This is a genomic window from Enterobacter cloacae complex sp. 397G4, assembly GCF_050031515.1.
GTDB lineage: Bacteria > Pseudomonadota > Gammaproteobacteria > Enterobacterales > Enterobacteriaceae > Enterobacter > Enterobacter hormaechei_C.
The window spans coordinates 227,498-243,230 of sequence record NZ_JBLGWE010000001.1 but is presented as its reverse complement, the minus strand read 5'-3'; the positions used below and the strand labels follow the sequence as shown (position 1 = coordinate 243,230).

Sequence of the window (15,733 nt, the reverse complement as noted above, 5' to 3'; positions counted from 1 at the left end):
GGAAGCAGGGCTAAGGGGTATTTTGAGGACTCGTGCGGGGTAACGCGTTAATGCAAAAAGGGCTAACCTTGCGGTTAGCCCTTTTTAGAATGTGGTCGGCGAGAGAGGATTCGAACCTCCGACCCACTGGTCCCAAACCAGTTGCGCTACCAAGCTGCGCTACTCGCCGAATGCGGAGCGCATCTTACTGCTGAGGTGCGCCCCCGTCAATCCCTTATTTTCAAAAAGCCATTCAACTGGCGATATTCTCGCCAGACCAGCTACTGCGCGGCTTTTGTGGTGTTATCAGGGAGTTTACACCAGTTGTTGTTTTCGTTAATCCCACCGTTCGGTGAGGTATAGCCGAGACAACCCATAATGGTGTCGTACAGCTCAACGTGACGGCGCGGTACCTTGATCTCTGCCTGCTGTTTCAGATGGGCAAACATTTTGGCTTTGTCCGGGTTTTCCAGGTACTTATCCGACATCCACATGATCATCGGCACGCGGAACTGCTCAGGCGGGGCCAGCTTACGCGGCGTACCGTGTAAATGCTCTTTCTCGTTGATGGACTCGCCGTGGTCGGCCGCGTAGATCACAATCGCTTTCTTATCACGAAGCTGGTCGATCACCCGACTGAGGAAGGTATCCACATACAGAATCGAGTTATCATAGGCATTGATCAGCTCCTGCTTGCTACAGTTCTTGTTAATGCCGACGCACTCAGGCGTCCATTTGGCGAAATCGCGCGTGTAACGCTGATAGTAGCTGTAATGTGAACCTTTGGTATGCAGAACAATAAGGTGCTTACCCTGCGGATGGTTTTTCAGCGACTGTTCCATCTCAGAGAGCAGCAGCATATCATCAACGTTCTTTCCGCGGTTACGCGGCTCGGCGCCAATCTGCTCGCGGTAGGCGATGTTATCCGCCATGGTGTTGGTGTAGAACCACATCTCACTTTGCATGGCGAACAGATCGGAGCTAAATCCAAGCTGCTTCAGAACAGCAAACACGTTTTGCTCTTTGAGAGTGCGCTGAGGATTATCACTCGCACCGCCCTCACGAACAAACATACAGCGCAACGAAAGCTTCGTGGCGGTATCGCAGGAGTAGCCGCGGTATGCCACCAGGTTCTTTTCCTGCGCCAGTTTCGGGGTGGTATCGCGGTCATAACCGAGAATACCCATATGATCCCAGCGCGTCGTTTCGCCGATAACGAAGACCACGTAAGTATCATCCAGTCCGTCAGCCGGAGCCTGGTAGGTGAACTTTTTGGTCGGGTTAATCAGCGATTTCACATCGCTGGATTCGTCCGCCTGAGCCCAGGCATAGAGACCTAGCGCCGACAGCCAGTTAGACGGCAGATACGAGTTAGCCACCACGCCGCCGTAGCTTGGCATATCTACGCCTGTCGCTTTTTCGATCCGCTTTTGCTGTTTTTCCATCAGGCGAATAGGCGCCCATACCAGCAGACCCGCCAGAAGAACGACGGCGACGTTGCGGATGCGTTGCCCACGGGTACGCAGCTGGCGTAACAGGGTATAGCGACAGGTATTACTCCAGATAAAGAAGAGCGGGATCAGGCAGGTCAAAATCGTCCACATGATGAACCCTTGCCCCACCACCTCTTTCGAGAGGTCGATGTCCGTGGTCATCACCGAGGCCACAATACCGTAGCCAATGACCACATTCATGAATGTCATGTAATAGCTTGCAGCGGCAGAGATAATCACCACCAGCGAGGCCAGAACCTGCCATGTACGTCTGCCAAAAAGCGAGAGCAGACGTAGCAGGAAGAAGGTTGCCAGAATTGAGCCAAACACTTCAATCGCGGCGAAAATCCCGTTTCTTACGGTGAGGTGTTCAAAATAACCTTCCACTCTTCTGAACAGCACCGCGCCATTCAGAAACAAACCGATATAGACAGCCAGCATCAGACACAATCTTTGCTGGGTAAGAGACCTGATATATTTCATGCAAACAACCCTGGGGGAAGGGGTATAAAGACCCGCCGAATCTCATTGAGAAAGCAGACAGAGTAAGTAGGTGCGAGATAAACCGTTATCAGAAACGTCTACAAGCGCGATAAGTAGACCACAGCGAGGAAGAAAAGTGGCAGCAGAGAATGTGAATCGATGAAAATTTTTACAAAATAACAAGTCCGGAAGTGATATGGCGATAAAAAAAGAGGCCCTGCGGCCCCTTTTTTATCGAATCATGCATGCGCTTCTTTATATACCTCGCGCTGCGGCTGACGAATCGTGGTGGACAGCGCCAGTGAAATAATCAGCAAGGCAAATATCACGCAGAATGTCACGTAGAAGCCACCAAACAGCGAGGCAATCAGCGATCCGCAAATACTGCCGATACCGAAGCCGAGATAAATCACACCGTAGTTTTTCGCCAGATTGTTCAGCCCGAAGAACTCGCTCACCAGCGACGGGAAGACGGTAATGGTGCCGCCAAAGTTAAAGGCTACGCAGGCTATCGCCGCAAAGAATGTCGCTTCGTTCAGCGGAGCGAACAGCAGCGCTGCCATCCCCACCAGGGATATCACCTGCCCCAGCGTAATCACGCGGATCCTGGCGATTTTGTCAGACAGGATACCCAGTACCAGACGACCCGAGAGGTTAGCGATGGAGATGACCGTTACCGCGTTCGCCGCCGTCGCCGCGTCCAGTTTCACCATTCCCTGCGCGATATCTTTCGCCACGCCGATGACATACAGACCGCTCATGCAGGCCGTCAGGAACATCACCGCCAGCATCCAGTACTGCGGTTTACGCATGGACTGTGCAAGGGTGAAATCATTCTCCACCACACCGTTAACGGTTTTCACTTCCTGCTGCGGCGCGTCTTTCATCAGCGTTGCGCCGAAGAGGATCATCACCAGCACAATCACGCCCCAGATCATAAAGGTTTTTTCAAGCCCCACCGAGGCCAGCAGATGCGCATCGATGAATTTGAAGCCAAGGCTGCCCAAGCCATATGAACCAATGGCAAACGCGGAGATAAGCCCTTTACGCTCCGGGAACCACTTCACGCAGTTAGACAGCGTCAGCAGGTAACCTGCGCCGTCCGCCAGCCCCACCAGCACCCCGGCGCTCAGCCACAGCATCATCAGGTTGTCGGAATATGCCGTCAGGAAGAAGCCCACGCCCAGCAAGATCCCGGAGGCCATGGTTACACGCTTCACGCCGAAGCGCTCCTGAAGTTTGCCCGCCACGGAAGAGGAAATTGCTAACCCAAGACTCAGCAAGCCGAAGGAGAACGCCACCTGGCTTATCGGCGCGCCGATCTTATCAGACAGGGCGCTGTTAAACAGGCTCCAGGTATAGACCGATCCCAGTGCGAACTGGGTAACGATGGTGCCGAATAGCGTCAGCCAACGCGTGCGGTTATAAGTTGATGTGTTCATGGCAGTGTCCTGCAAGATAAATTAAGGAAATTCGCTGAGGACACGATAAACAAAACCCCATAACGCCAGGGGTAAAACGGCATGAAATGCAGGAGAAACGGAATGAAATGCCTGGAAGCGGGAATGAATGACCTTGCCGGAGAAGAAAAAGGTCAAAGGTGAGCAATCACTATCGCTACAGTCCTCGCCGTTATTGTATTAAATATGTTACCGCAGCGTTTAAAAAAGTGACAACCCTTTAAAATTTGGCGCTCAATCCCAGCGTATATAAATATTCTTCTTCAGTTTGCTGGTTATAGCTGATCTTCGCCCAAGGGTGTAAATCACCATACTGCGTATCGACACGCCACCCCAATGAGTTCACGCTGGCATGCCATAGTGGATCGGTAAGCGACTGCGTGGTGGTTGTATCCTCAAACGCATTCACTGGTGCGGAGGGAGCGCCATCAGTGCGCCACGCCATTACGGGCCCGGTGGTGAAATGTCCCGCCACGGGAAAATTCCAGCCAACGCTCAGAACGGTTTCCGCATCCGAACCGGAGGGATCGTTCAGGGTAAACCCCGCAGCATTCTGCGTGCGGTTAATACGCTCCGCGAGAATATCTTCATAACGAGGTTGGTGATCGGCGTCCCATGTATAGCGTTCCATCGTATTACTTTGAGCATCTGAAACGATATATTCCTGTTGCCACGCAAAAGCGGTGTTACAAAAAAGCAGGCAGACTGAAACACCCACCAGGCCAGAAGCAGCATGGCGACCACTGATTTTTTTTATCATCATCAAAGCGACTCCAGAAAGAGCCGAGTTCGGCGATATATGTCATTGTTCGAAGAGGTATTAGGGCGTATAGCCCTGTATTAACTATTGTCTCTTTAGCAGACACGTCAAGCCGGGCAGATTGAAATTTTTGCGTTTACCGTATCAGGAAGGGAGATGACCTATGCAACGTTGCGGCTGGGTAAGCCAGGATCAGCTTTATATCGATTATCACGACAAGGAATGGGGCGTACCGGAAACCGACGGTAAAAAACTGTTTGAAATGATTTGCCTTGAAGGCCAGCAGGCCGGACTGTCGTGGATCACCGTTCTGAAAAAGCGTGAGAATTATCGCAAAGCCTTCCACCAGTTCGATCCGGCTGCGGTTGCCGCCATGAACGACGACGACGTGGAAAGGCTGGTTCTGGATACCGGTATCATCCGCCATCGCGGTAAAATTCAGGCCATTATTGGTAACGCGCGTGCTTATCTGGCGATGGAGCAAAACGGCGAACCCTTCTCAGCATTCGTCTGGTCGTTTGTGGATAACGAGCCGAAGGTGACGCAGGCCGCCACGCTTGCAGAGATCCCAACGTCGACCCCCGCCTCAGATGCCCTGTCGAAAGCGCTGAAAAAACGCGGCTTTAAGTTTGTGGGCACCACCATCTGTTACTCCTTTATGCAGGCCTGCGGGCTGGTCAATGACCACATTACGGGCTGCTTCTGCCATCCGGAGGGCCACCATGATCCGCAAATGGCAAAGTGAGGACACCGCTCCGCTTTTGAGTCTGTGGCTGGAGAGCACCACCGAGGCGCATCCGTTTATCGACGCAAGTTACTGGCAAGCGAATGAAGCGGTAGTGCGGGATGAATACCTTCCCGCCGCCGAGACCTGGGTCTGGGAAGAAAACGGTACCCTGTGCGGTTTTATCAGCGTCATGCAGTTCCAGTTCGTGGGGGCGTTGTTTGTCGCCCCGGCGTTCATCGGAAAGGGGATCGGGCGTGCGCTGCTGAACCACGTTCAGCAGCACTATCCGTATTTAACTCTGGAGGTGTATCAGAAAAACGTGCGGGCGGTGAATTTCTATCATGCTCAGGGTTTTCGCATCGAAGACAGCGCCTGGCAGGATGATACCCAACACCCGACGTGGATCATGAGCTGGCAGGCGGATCAAACGCCGTAAGGGTAAGCGCCGGCCCCTCATATTTCTCCACCCATGCCAGCGCCGTATTCCCCGCGCAGCCATTCCCCAGCTTCGAGCTGGGGAGATCTTTGGTCAGCACGTTTACGGCGCCGTTCTTACAAATACCGCCCTCGTCCAGCGCCAGATCCGGCCATGCGCCCTGATGAATGCAGAAAACGCCAGGGCGGATCCCGTCACTCACCACGGCGCCTGCCAGCACCTGCCCGCGCGCGTTCCAGACCCGAACGAGGTCGCCGTGGTTAATCCCCCGCGCCTTTGCGTCATCGCTGTTCAGCGCAATCGGCTCACGACCCGCCACCGCATACTGCTCGCGCAAAGCCGAATAGTTGAGCTGGCTGTGCAGACGATGGGCGGGATGGGCAGACAGCAGCTGAAGCTGCCCCGGCTGCGCATTGCCATGCCATTCGTCCGGCTCCAGCCACGCCGGATGTGGCGGACAGTCCGCGTAGCCAAAGCTGGCGATGCGTTCGCTGTAGATCACAATCTTCCCGCTTTCGGTTTTTAACGGATGATTCTCCGGATCGCGACGGAAGTCAGCAAAGCGCACAAACCGCGCATTCTGCTCGCTTTCCGGCATTTCGAAGAGTTGATTCGCCTCCCAGAACTCAGCGAATGGCGGCAGCGTCACGCCCTGCGCAGCCCCGCGCTGGCTGGCAATCTGGTAAAACGTTTCCAGCCATTGCAGATCGGTTTTGCCCTCGGTGAAACGCTCCCGACCGCCCGCTTCCCACATTTCACTCAGGTCGGCAAAGACATCAAAATCATCCCGCGCTTCATCCCGGGGAGCCACGACGCGCTTCATCGGCACCATATGCTGATTACTGTAATCCCCCGTCATGGTGAGATCGTTACGCTCGAACGAGGTCGTGGCGGGCAAAACGATATCGGCATGTTTCGCTGACGCGGTCCAGAAGCACTCCGAGATCACCACCAGCTCCGGTTTCTGCCAGGCGCGGATCAGGCGGTTAGTATCCTGGTGATGGGTGAAGTTGGCCCCACCCGCCCACCAGACAAACTTAATATCCGGGAAATGCCGATCCTGGCCGTTGTGCTGATAAAACCCGCCTGGGTTCTCCAGGGCTTCAACAATGCGTGCCACCGGAATTTTATCTACCGCGTCCACGCCACCCTGCACCGAGCCCTGCATGGAGGCCAGCACCGCGGCTTTTCGCGTCGGGTTGCCGCCGTTAGCAAAGTGATAGGAAAGCCCAAAACCGCCTCCGGGTGTGCCAATCTGCCCGAGCATCGCGGCGAGCGTCACCAGCATCCAGTGCTTCTGCTCGCCAAACTGCTGGCGCTGCATCCCCCAGCCGGACATGAGCATCGTGACACGGCTATGGAATAACGTCGCCAGTTCGCGGATTTTAACGGCATCAACGCCGCAAATCGCCGCAGCCCACTCTGCGGTTTTGGCGATACCGTCGGTTTGTCCCGTCAGGTAGTCGGCAAATTTATCGAAGCCCGTGGTGCAGCGCGCCAGAAATTCCGTATCGTGCCAGCCGTTCTCCACCAAGGTGTGGGCGATGCCCAGCATCATCGCCACGTCGGTGCCCATATGCGGCGCGATCCACTCGGCGCTGTCGCCGAAGAAATCCAGCGTTTCAGAACGCATCGGATCGATACAGATGATGCGCTTGCCGCTTTTGCGCAGCGCATCAAAGTAGGAAACGCCCTGCTCGTCGGACGCATTCCAGGCAATTTTCAGGGTATTGAGCGGGTTGGCGCTCCAGAGCACCACTACCTCCGCATGCTCCAGCACCAGCGGCCAGCTGGTCTGCTGCTGATAAACCTCATTCCCGCCCACGACATACGGCATGATTGCCTGCGCCGCGCCGGTCGAGTAATCGCCCAGATGGCCGGTGTATCCTCCGGCCAGGCTCATATAGCGTTGCAGCAGGGTTGCGGCCTTATGCAGCACGCCGTTCGAGCGCCAGCCATAGGAGCCGGCAAAAATGGACGACGGGCCATAGCTGTCGCGAATGCGTTTATGCTGGGTATGGATCAGCGCCAGCGCGTCGTCCCAGCTCACGCGTACGAACTCATCCTGCCCACGAATACCCTGCGGCTTATCCGGTGACGCCAGAAAGCCTTTACGCACCATCGGCCAGCGGACGCGGGTTTTACTGTGTACCTGATCGCGAACGACGGTCTGTAAAGAGTTGAGATGGCGCGAAGGCAAAGCCCCGCGAGACGACAGCACAGTGTCGCCATCGGTTTCGACCAGCATCGGCCCCCAGTGGGCGGCGGTCAGAATGGTTTTTGTTGAGGTGCTCAAAGCGTGCGCTCCTGGTTGCGTGCAGGTGTTTCGGCCTTTCATTGAGGCAGTTTATCGTTTGTGACAAATTTCAGAGTTATACACTGAATTTTCTCCGTATCCGGACGTCATAATCCACTGCCACGTCCATCGTGGCAAAGAATAAAAAGGATTAAGGAAATAAGATGAAAAAACGCGTACTCGTTATTGCCGCTCTGGTGAGCGGCGCACTGGCTGTTTCTGGCTGCACAACCAACCCTTACACCGGTGAACGCGAAGCGGGCAAATCCGGCATTGGCGCGGGTATTGGTTCCCTGGTGGGCGCTGGCGTTGGCGCACTCTCCTCCTCCAAGAAAGATCGCGGCAAAGGTGCGCTGATTGGCGCAGCGGCAGGCGCAGCCCTGGGCGGCGGCGTGGGTTATTACATGGACGTGCAGGAAGCAAAACTGCGTGACAAAATGAAAGGTACGGGCGTGAGCGTGACGCGCAGCGGTGACAACATCATCCTGAACATGCCAAACAACGTGACCTTTGACAGCAGCAGCGCGACGCTGAAACCCGCCGGCGCAAACACCCTGACCGGCGTGGCCGCGGTGCTGAAAGAGTACAATAAAACTGCCGTGAACGTGATTGGCTACACCGACAGCACCGGCAGCCAGGATCTGAACATGCGTCTGTCCCAGCAGCGCGCCGATTCCGTGGCCAGCTCGCTGATCGCCCAGGGCGTAGAAGCGAACCGCATCCGCACCAGCGGCATGGGTCCGGCTAACCCGATCGCCAGCAACAGCACGGCGGAAGGCAAAGCGCAGAACCGCCGCGTTGAGATTACGTTAAGCCCGGTGCAGTAGGTAAAAGCAAAACGGCAACCCCGTTGCCGTTTTTAGTGTTTGCGCCCTCTCCCATGGGAGAGGGTTGGGGTGAGGGCATCAGACCGCAACCTCCGGTAAGCGCAGCGCCACCCGGCAAATAGCTTGATTCGCCAGATTTTCCCGCTAAGGTATTCTCACTAAATTCAGGGAAATCAGCGATGATCAAACCAACCCGGGCCACCATCAGCGACGTGGCGAAAGCCGCCAAAACCGGTAAAACCAGCATTTCACGCTACCTCAACGGCGAGAAACACCTGCTTTCCGATGCGCTGCTGGCGCGAATCGAACAGGCCATTGCCGATCTCGACTACCGTCCCAGCCTGATGGCGCGCGGCCTCAAGCGGGGCCGCACCCGTCTGATTGGCCTCATCATCGCCGATATCACCAACCCCTACTCCGTAAACGTCCTCAGCGGCATCGAAGCGGCATGCCGTGAGAAAGGCTTTACCCCGCTGGTCTGTAACACCAATAACGAGGTTGATCAGGAGCTGCATTACCTCGATCTGCTGCGCAGCTATCAGGTGGAAGGGATTGTGGTGAATGCCGTCGGGATGCGAGAAGAGGGGCTAAATCGTCTGCAACAATCGTCTCTGCCAATGGTGCTTATTGACCGAAAAATCCCGGAATTTGCCTGCGATGTGGTCGGGCTGGATAACACCCAGGCGGCTACCACCGCCACCGAGCACCTGATTGAACAGGGCTTCGAAGCCATTTTATTCCTGAGCGAACCGCTGGGCATGGTTAACACCCGCCGCGACCGCCTGGCTGCATTTCGTGCCACGCTGGCGCGATATCCCGGCGTGATCGCCGAGAATGCCGAAATCCCCCTGCATGAAGCCGGGCAGCTGGATAATACCCTGCGCCAGTTCCATACCCGCCATCGGGGTATGCGCAAGGCGGTGATCTCCGCGAACGGGGCGCTGACGCTTCAGGTTGCCCGCTCGCTTAAACGCATTGGCCTGCACTGGGGCAGCGACATCGGCTTACTCGGCTTTGATGAACTGGAGTGGGCAGAACTTGCTGGCGTAGGCATCACCACCCTCAAACAACCCACCTGGCAGATCGGCTATGCCGCGGTTGAACAAGTGGTTCGCCGCATTGAAGGCACCCGCGACGCCGTACGCGAGCAGGTTTTTTCCGGCGAACTGATCGTTCGCGGCTCTACTGCCCGTTAATTTCCCCTTCGTGACAGCGATCATAAATTCAGCATCCCGATCTTTTCTTTGGAACCGGTTCCATCTAGCGTAATACTATCGATTACGCTCTGGAGTCAGGAAATGAGCAGGAAAATTATGGTGGTCACCGCCGCGTATGGTGCGGATCAGGTGCGACAGGCAGGCGGTCAACGGGCAATGCTTCCCGTTATTGCCGGCGCGGGAGCTGATGGCGTTGAAATCCGCCGCGAGCTCTTCAGCAACGACGAGTTAATGGCCCTGCCTGCGCTCGGCGAGTCCATTGAACTGCTGGGTTTACTGGCGTGCTACTCCGCCCCGGCCCCCCTGTTTATGCCCGATGGCACCCTCAACACGGATCTCCCGCGCTACCTTAGCGAAGCCAGCGCCCTGAACGCGCTGTGGCTTAAAGTCTCGCTGGGTCATTTCAGCGACAAACAGCCGCTTGAAGCCCTGCGCGCACTGCTGGATGAAAGCGGCATGACGCTGGTGGTGGAAAACGACCAGACCGACTGCGGGCAGCTCGCGCCGATGCAGCGCTTCAAAGCCGCCTGCCGGGTAATGGCGCTGCCGGTCACGCTGACGTTCGATATGGGCAACTGGCTGTGGGTTGGAGACTCTCCGGAAGAGGCTGCACGTCAGCTGGCTCCCGCCGTGAGCTATATTCATGTGAAGTCCGCAGTCCCGCATAAGGCGCAGTTCCGCGCCGTCGCGCCGGATCAGACCGATTCTCGCTGGCGGGATCTGCTTAATCAACTCCCTGCCGATGCGCCACGCGGTATCGAATTTCCGCTGGAAGGGACGGATCTCACCGCCGTCACCCGCCATTACGTCAACCTGCTGCGCGAGGAGTAAACCATGCACAAGACGCTGGATGTCATCACCATTGGCGAGGCCATGGCGATGTTTGTCGCCACCGAAACGGGCGAGCTGAGCGCAGTGGAGTACTTCATTAAACGCGTGGCAGGTGCCGAGCTGAATGTTGCTACCGGCCTTGCGCGGCTGGGGCTGAATGTCGGCTGGGTAAGCCGCGTGGGAAATGACAGCTTTGGCCATTTTGTTCTCGACTCACTGAAAAAAGAGGGCATTGATGCCGCAGGCGTGACCCTCGACGGACGCTTTGCGACGGGCTTTCAGCTGAAATCTAAAGTTGAAAATGGAACCGATCCCATCGTGGAGTATTTCCGCAAAGGCTCAGCGGCAAGCCATCTCTCCGTGGATGATTATCACGCCGCGTATTTCTCCTCCGCGCGCCACCTGCACCTGAGCGGCGTGGCGGCGGCGCTCTCGACCAGCTCGTACGATTTACTGGATCACGCGGCTTCGGCAATGAAAGCGCAGGGCAAAACGATCTCTTTCGATCCGAACCTGCGCCCGGTGCTGTGGAAAAGCGAAGCGGAGATGGCTGAGAAACTCAACCGACTGGCGTTTCAGGCGGACTGGGTTCTGCCGGGCATAAAAGAGGGAATGATCCTCACTGGCGAAAGCACGCCCGAAGGCATTGCTGATTTTTACCTCAACAGAGGGGTAAAAGCCGTGGTGCTGAAAACCGGTGCCGACGGCGCATGGTTCAAAACTGCCGACGGTGAGCAAGGCGCTGTCGCTGCGGTAAAAGTCGACAACGTGGTCGATACCGTGGGCGCGGGCGATGGGTTTGCCGTCGGGGTCATCAGCGCTCTGCTGGAGGGCAAACCGCTGTCGCAGGCCGTGGCGCGAGGCAACAAAATTGGTTCGCTGGCGATTCAGGTGCAGGGCGACAGCGAAGGATTACCAACACGAGCAGAGCTCGGCGTCTAAATTCCCTCTCCCTGTGGGAGAGGGCCAGGGTGAGGGCAGCAATCCGCACCAGATAATTAAGCCACCGTGTACCCTACAGACAACGGCGGCAACAACCTCAACAACAGAGGCAAGCCTATGAACAGTTCGACCAATGCAGTAAAACGCTGGTGGTACATCATGCCAATCGTGTTTATCACGTACAGCCTGGCGTACCTGGATCGTGCCAACTTCAGTTTCGCATCCGCCGCCGGGATCAACGAAGACCTCGGGATCACCAAAGGGGTCTCCTCCCTGCTGGGTGCCCTCTTCTTCCTGGGTTATTTCTTCTTCCAGATCCCCGGCGCGATTTACGCTGAACGCCGCAGCGTGCGAAAGCTCATTTTCATCTGCCTGATCTTATGGGGTGCCTGTGCGTCGCTTACTGGCGTGGTGAATAACATTCCTGCTCTGGCGGCTATTCGCTTTATTCTCGGCGTGGTTGAGGCGGCCGTCATGCCAGCAATGCTGATTTACATCAGCAACTGGTTCACAAAATCTGAGCGTTCACGTGCCAATACGTTCCTGATACTTGGTAACCCGGTCACCGTGTTGTGGATGTCGGTGGTTTCCGGCTACCTGATCCAGTCCTTCGGCTGGCGCGAGATGTTCATCATCGAAGGGGTTCCCGCGATTATCTGGGCCTTCTGCTGGTGGGTGCTGGTGAAAGATAAGCCAGCCCAGGCAAAATGGCTTTCTGAGGACGAAAAAGCCGCGCTCCAGGCGCAGCTGGATAAAGAGCAGCAGGGGCTGAAAGCGGTGCGTAACTACGGTGAAGCCTTCCGCTCCCGGAACGTTATTCTGCTGTGCGCACAGTATTTTACCTGGAGTATTGGCGTGTACGGCTTTGTGCTGTGGCTGCCGTCGATTATCCGCAGCGGCGGTGAAAACCTTGGCATGGTGGAAGTGGGCTGGCTGTCATCGGTGCCTTACCTGGCTGCGACCATCGCGATGATTATCGTCTCCTGGGCATCGGACAAGCTGCAAAACCGTAAGCTGTTCGTCTGGCCACTGCTGCTGATCGCTGCTTTTGCCTTTATTGGCTCCTGGGCCGTGGGCGCGAACCACTTCTGGGCTTCGTATACGCTGCTGGTGATTGCGGGTGCGGCCATGTATGCCCCGTATGGTCCGTTCTTTGCCATCATCCCGGAAATGCTGCCGCGTAACGTCGCTGGGGGCGCGATGGCGTTGATCAACAGTATGGGTGCGCTGGGTTCGTTCTTTGGCTCGTGGTTTGTGGGCTATCTGAACGGCGCCACCGGCAGCCCATCGGCCTCTTACATCTTTATGGGGGTGGCGCTTTTTGCCTCGGTATGGCTTACTCTGATTGTTAAGCCTGCTAATAATCAACAGCTACCCGTCGGCGCACGCCACGCCTGAATCCTTTTAAAATCAACGGAGATTAGCATGAAGCCGTCCGTCATTTTGTACAAAGCACTGCCTGAAGACCTGCAAAAACGCCTGGAAGAACACTTTACCGTTACCCGGGTCAAGAACCTCAGCCCGGAAACCGTGGCACAGCACGCCGACGCGTTTGCCAGCGCCGAGGGCCTGCTGGGATCGAGCGAAAAGGTGGATGCAGCGCTGCTGGAGAAAATGCCGAAGCTTCGTGCTACCTCAACCGTTTCGGTGGGATACGACAATTTCGACGTGGATGCGCTAAACGCGCGCAACATCCTGCTGATGCACACGCCGCATGCCCTGACGGAGACCGTCGCCGACACGCTGATGGCGCTGGTGCTCAGTACCGCGCGTCGCGTGGTGGAAGTGGCCGAGCGCGTGAAAGCGGGCGAATGGACGAAAAGCATTGGCCCGGACTGGTTCGGCGTGGACGTTCATGGCAAAACGCTGGGGATTGTTGGGATGGGCCGCATCGGTCTGGCACTGGCACAGCGCGCGCATTTCGGCTTCAGCATGCCCATCCTGTATAACGCACGCCGTCACCACACTGAAGCTGAAGAACGTTTCAATGCCCGCTACTGCGAGCTTGATACGCTGTTGCGGGAAGCCGACTTTGTCTGCCTGATCCTGCCGCTGACGGATGAAACGCGTCATCTCATCGGCAAAGCGGCGTTTGAAAAGATGAAGAAATCGGCCATTTTCATCAACGCGGGTCGTGGTCCGGTGGTCGATGAGAAGGCGCTGATTGAGGCACTGCAAAACGGTGGGATCCACGCCGCTGGTCTGGACGTGTTTGAACAGGAGCCGCTGCCGGTGGATTCTCCGCTACTGACCATGCCGAACGTCGTCGCCCTGCCCCACATCGGCTCTGCCACTCATGAAACACGCTACAATATGGCGGCGACCGCCGTGGATAACCTGATTGCCGCGCTCGGCGGTAAAGTGGATAAGAACTGCGTTAACCCGCAGATACAACAGTAGATACGAAAAAACCCGCCAGAAGGCGGGTTTTTGAATTTTGTGCTACTGGGCTGGAAGCTTACAGGCTTACAACGTTACCAGCTGCTGGGCCTTTAGCGCCGCTTTCGATGGTGAAGGAAACTTTCTGACCTTCATCCAGAGATTTGTAGCCATCGTTCTGGATAGCAGAGAAGTGTACGAACACGTCTTTAGAGCCATCGTCAGGAGTGATGAAGCCGAAACCTTTATCAGCGTTGAACCATTTTACCAGACCAGTCATTTTAGCAGACATAGAAATTACCTTATTAACAAATATATTGTGCCTTCCGGCTTGATGGATTGCGTTACAGATTTTTAAGCGATGAAGGAAGGGTCACTACGAAGGGTATCTATGGATAACAATCTGGACTGCTTTACTAAACTGCTTTAGGTCTGTGTAACAAACCGACGAACATAGTTATACCGATGTGGTAGATGAATGACAAGCGTTATTTTCATCAAGCATAAAAAAAACCCCGCCGAAGCGGGGGTTTTTCTTATTCCGTAGCAGCGACCGCTGCGCTCCAGGCCTGGCTAAAGGCCTGATGCTGGGACGCGAGCGGCCCGATCAGCGCGTTGTACTGGCTCGCCTGCTGGGAGGTCGGGAACTGGATACCGTTAGAGACGAAGCTCACCTGCGTACCTTGTTCACTGATAAAGTCACCCACCTGAACCAGCTGCTGAGTAAAGACCTGCGCCGCCGGGATCAGCGGTTGCAAGGCGTTTGACGGCTTGGTCACGACTTTCTCATACACCTGGTCATAGACCGGTTTGAGATCCTCGCCCTGCTTCAACGCGGAACGCGACGCATCAGCCTGCATTTTGGCATTTTGCAGCTGCTGGCTCAGTACCCCAAGCGCGCCATTTGACTGGCGCAGCGGTTCGCGCTGGGTCATATAATCCTGTGGAACGCGGATGGCATTCACGCTATCCACTACCGGGCGAATACCGGAATCCATCGCCTGGCTTACCTGCTGTGAATAGCCATACAGAATGGCGTAATCCGACACGAATGGACCAAACTGTTTTTTCTGATCCGCAGTCAGCGTTGGTAAACGCTCGCCGCTACGCATCACTGTATTCTGTAGAAAATCGATAAACGCTTTGCGCTGATCGCCTTCTTTATCGAAACACCCACTCAGGCTAACAACCATCAACAACGCCGCAATAGGCGCAAACCAGCGAGAGCAGGACTTTCCTGTCGCCATTTTATTACTCCTTTCACCCAAAAAGCGCACACCGGCACACGCGTGCCCAACGCTGACAAGGATAGTCCAGGTCAGCCTTGCAAGATAGAGTTTTCATGCAAAACGGGTATTACCGTTTTTGTACTGACTATTTACAAAAAAATACCTGTGCATCCCTACATATGACTAATCAGGTAATTAGCATAACTATCCATATAGCTGAAACGCGTAAAGCGATCGTTATCGCACAATTAATCACAGCCGTGACGATCCTGTGTCTGGTTTAGGGACTATTCTTAACAGGCTCTCTGATGTTCATGATCCCGATGTGTGATTTATGAGGAGTTCTCAATGGAATTAAAAGATCCTGAGTTTGAGCTGCTGAGCAGCCTGGAACAGATTATTTTTAAAGATGTACCGCCGACGGTTACCCTGAATCAAAAGTCCAATCCTTTTAGTGAATTTGAGCGTTTACGCAAAGGATCGGGCCTGAAAACAGATGAATTCGCAAGAGCGATGGGTGTCAGCGTAGCGATGGTGCTGGAGTGGGAGTCAAAACGTGAAAAACCTACCCCAGCCGAGCTAAAGCTGATGCGCCTGATCCAGGCAAACCCTGACCTTCGCAAGCAGTTAGCCTGATAAAGTTTGTTTGCCCCCGCCCTTGCGGGGGCTTGTGT

At 55.5% G+C, this 15,733-nt stretch carries 15 protein-coding genes and 1 tRNA gene; 9 read left to right on the top strand and 7 right to left on the bottom strand.

Annotation, left to right across the window (positions count from 1 at the left end):
- Window positions 1-92 precede the first annotated feature (92 nt).
- The 4 genes from ACQG1Y_RS01195 to ACQG1Y_RS01180 form a co-directional block, all read right to left on the bottom strand.
- A tRNA-Pro gene (locus tag ACQG1Y_RS01195) sits at window positions 93-169 on the bottom strand.
- 91 nt (window positions 170-260) lie between these two features.
- On the bottom strand, window positions 261-1,955 hold the full coding sequence (gene eptB / locus ACQG1Y_RS01190; protein WP_017383570.1) for a kdo(2)-lipid A phosphoethanolamine 7''-transferase: 1,695 nt from the start codon (window positions 1,953-1,955) through the stop codon (window positions 261-263).
- 239 nt (window positions 1,956-2,194) lie between these two features.
- The gene (locus tag ACQG1Y_RS01185) at window positions 2,195-3,397 is read right to left on the bottom strand and encodes an L-lactate MFS transporter (protein WP_015569982.1); all 1,203 of its coding nucleotides are present in this window, start codon (window positions 3,395-3,397) and stop codon (window positions 2,195-2,197) included.
- 238 nt (window positions 3,398-3,635) lie between these two features.
- Window positions 3,636-4,178: a hypothetical protein gene (locus tag ACQG1Y_RS01180; RefSeq protein ID WP_015569983.1), complete on the bottom strand. Its 543-nt coding sequence runs from the start codon at window positions 4,176-4,178 to the stop codon at window positions 3,636-3,638.
- Window positions 4,179-4,338: 160 nt separating this feature from the next.
- Here ACQG1Y_RS01180 and tag point away from each other — a divergent pair, with 160 nt between their 5' ends.
- Complete coding sequence (tag, locus tag ACQG1Y_RS01175) at window positions 4,339-4,920, top strand: DNA-3-methyladenine glycosylase I (RefSeq protein WP_058688728.1); 582 nt, start codon at window positions 4,339-4,341, stop codon at window positions 4,918-4,920.
- Entirely contained in the window at window positions 4,898-5,338 is a 441-nt protein-coding gene (locus ACQG1Y_RS01170) for an N-acetyltransferase (protein ID WP_032652174.1), read from the top strand. The genes tag and ACQG1Y_RS01170 overlap by 23 nt, the downstream gene beginning before the upstream one ends.
- Here the strand turns inward: ACQG1Y_RS01170 and ACQG1Y_RS01165 are convergent.
- Window positions 5,307-7,676 (bottom strand): molybdopterin guanine dinucleotide-containing S/N-oxide reductase, encoded by a 2,370-nt coding sequence (locus tag ACQG1Y_RS01165; RefSeq protein WP_044488942.1) that lies wholly within the window; start codon window positions 7,674-7,676, stop codon window positions 5,307-5,309. The genes ACQG1Y_RS01170 and ACQG1Y_RS01165 overlap by 32 nt on opposite strands.
- A 122-nt stretch (window positions 7,677-7,798) precedes the next feature.
- On the opposite strand from ACQG1Y_RS01165, the gene ACQG1Y_RS01160 reads away from it, so the two are divergent.
- From ACQG1Y_RS01160 to ghrB, 6 genes are all read left to right on the top strand, one after another.
- Window positions 7,799-8,461 (top strand): OmpA family lipoprotein, encoded by a 663-nt coding sequence (locus ACQG1Y_RS01160; protein ID WP_015569987.1) that lies wholly within the window; start codon window positions 7,799-7,801, stop codon window positions 8,459-8,461.
- Between the two features lie 179 nt (window positions 8,462-8,640).
- Window positions 8,641-9,657: a LacI family DNA-binding transcriptional regulator gene (locus ACQG1Y_RS01155; RefSeq protein ID WP_015569988.1), complete on the top strand. Its 1,017-nt coding sequence runs from the start codon at window positions 8,641-8,643 to the stop codon at window positions 9,655-9,657.
- A gap of 102 nt (window positions 9,658-9,759) precedes the next feature.
- The gene (locus tag ACQG1Y_RS01150) at window positions 9,760-10,509 is read left to right on the top strand and encodes a sugar phosphate isomerase/epimerase family protein (protein ID WP_033486944.1); all 750 of its coding nucleotides are present in this window, start codon (window positions 9,760-9,762) and stop codon (window positions 10,507-10,509) included.
- 3 nt (window positions 10,510-10,512) lie between these two features.
- On the top strand, window positions 10,513-11,451 hold the full coding sequence (locus tag ACQG1Y_RS01145) for a sugar kinase (RefSeq protein ID WP_032668836.1): 939 nt from the start codon (window positions 10,513-10,515) through the stop codon (window positions 11,449-11,451).
- 117 nt (window positions 11,452-11,568) lie between these two features.
- A complete protein-coding gene (locus ACQG1Y_RS01140) occupies window positions 11,569-12,849 on the top strand; it encodes an MFS transporter (RefSeq protein ID WP_001089079.1) in 1,281 nt (426 codons plus the stop codon).
- A gap of 27 nt (window positions 12,850-12,876) precedes the next feature.
- A complete protein-coding gene (ghrB, locus tag ACQG1Y_RS01135; protein ID WP_252064983.1) occupies window positions 12,877-13,851 on the top strand; it encodes a glyoxylate/hydroxypyruvate reductase GhrB in 975 nt (324 codons plus the stop codon).
- A gap of 58 nt (window positions 13,852-13,909) precedes the next feature.
- Here the strand turns inward: ghrB and cspE are convergent, their stop codons facing one another.
- Both cspE and ACQG1Y_RS01125 read right to left on the bottom strand, forming a co-directional pair.
- Window positions 13,910-14,122, bottom strand: a complete 213-nt coding sequence (cspE, locus tag ACQG1Y_RS01130; RefSeq protein WP_003860775.1) for a transcription antiterminator/RNA stability regulator CspE — start codon at window positions 14,120-14,122, stop codon at window positions 13,910-13,912.
- Between the two features lie 244 nt (window positions 14,123-14,366).
- Window positions 14,367-15,077 carry a DUF3053 domain-containing protein gene (locus ACQG1Y_RS01125; protein ID WP_017383576.1) on the bottom strand — a complete coding sequence of 237 codons (711 nt, stop codon included), beginning with the start codon at window positions 15,075-15,077 and terminating at the stop codon, window positions 14,367-14,369.
- Between the two features lie 330 nt (window positions 15,078-15,407).
- On the opposite strand from ACQG1Y_RS01125, the gene ACQG1Y_RS01120 reads away from it, so the two are divergent.
- Window positions 15,408-15,695 carry an HTH-type transcriptional regulator gene (locus ACQG1Y_RS01120; protein ID WP_003860776.1) on the top strand — a complete coding sequence of 96 codons (288 nt, stop codon included), beginning with the start codon at window positions 15,408-15,410 and terminating at the stop codon, window positions 15,693-15,695.
- The last annotated feature ends 38 nt before the right edge of the window (window positions 15,696-15,733 follow it).

Bases quoted from the DNA above. Each gene is read 5' to 3' on its own strand.
- ACQG1Y_RS01185 (WP_015569982.1), bottom strand. From the start codon at position 3,397: ATGAACACATCAACTTATAACCGCACGCGTTGGCTGACGCTATTCGGC.
- ACQG1Y_RS01150 (WP_033486944.1), top strand. From the start codon at position 9,760: ATGAGCAGGAAAATTATGGTGGTCACCGCCGCGTATGGTGCGGATCAG.
- ACQG1Y_RS01145 (WP_032668836.1), top strand. From the start codon at position 10,513: ATGCACAAGACGCTGGATGTCATCACCATTGGCGAGGCCATGGCGATG.
- ACQG1Y_RS01170 (WP_032652174.1), top strand. From the start codon at position 4,898: ATGATCCGCAAATGGCAAAGTGAGGACACCGCTCCGCTTTTGAGTCTG.
- ACQG1Y_RS01165 (WP_044488942.1), bottom strand. From the start codon at position 7,676: ATGAAAGGCCGAAACACCTGCACGCAACCAGGAGCGCACGCTTTGAGC.
- ACQG1Y_RS01125 (WP_017383576.1), bottom strand. From the start codon at position 15,077: ATGGCGACAGGAAAGTCCTGCTCTCGCTGGTTTGCGCCTATTGCGGCG.
- tag (WP_058688728.1), top strand. From the start codon at position 4,339: ATGCAACGTTGCGGCTGGGTAAGCCAGGATCAGCTTTATATCGATTAT.
- ACQG1Y_RS01120 (WP_003860776.1), top strand. From the start codon at position 15,408: ATGGAATTAAAAGATCCTGAGTTTGAGCTGCTGAGCAGCCTGGAACAG.
- ACQG1Y_RS01140 (WP_001089079.1), top strand. From the start codon at position 11,569: ATGAACAGTTCGACCAATGCAGTAAAACGCTGGTGGTACATCATGCCA.
- ACQG1Y_RS01180 (WP_015569983.1), bottom strand. From the start codon at position 4,178: ATGATGATAAAAAAAATCAGTGGTCGCCATGCTGCTTCTGGCCTGGTG.
- ACQG1Y_RS01155 (WP_015569988.1), top strand. From the start codon at position 8,641: ATGATCAAACCAACCCGGGCCACCATCAGCGACGTGGCGAAAGCCGCC.
- cspE (WP_003860775.1), bottom strand. From the start codon at position 14,122: ATGTCTGCTAAAATGACTGGTCTGGTAAAATGGTTCAACGCTGATAAA.
- eptB (WP_017383570.1), bottom strand. From the start codon at position 1,955: ATGAAATATATCAGGTCTCTTACCCAGCAAAGATTGTGTCTGATGCTG.
- ghrB (WP_252064983.1), top strand. From the start codon at position 12,877: ATGAAGCCGTCCGTCATTTTGTACAAAGCACTGCCTGAAGACCTGCAA.
- ACQG1Y_RS01160 (WP_015569987.1), top strand. From the start codon at position 7,799: ATGAAAAAACGCGTACTCGTTATTGCCGCTCTGGTGAGCGGCGCACTG.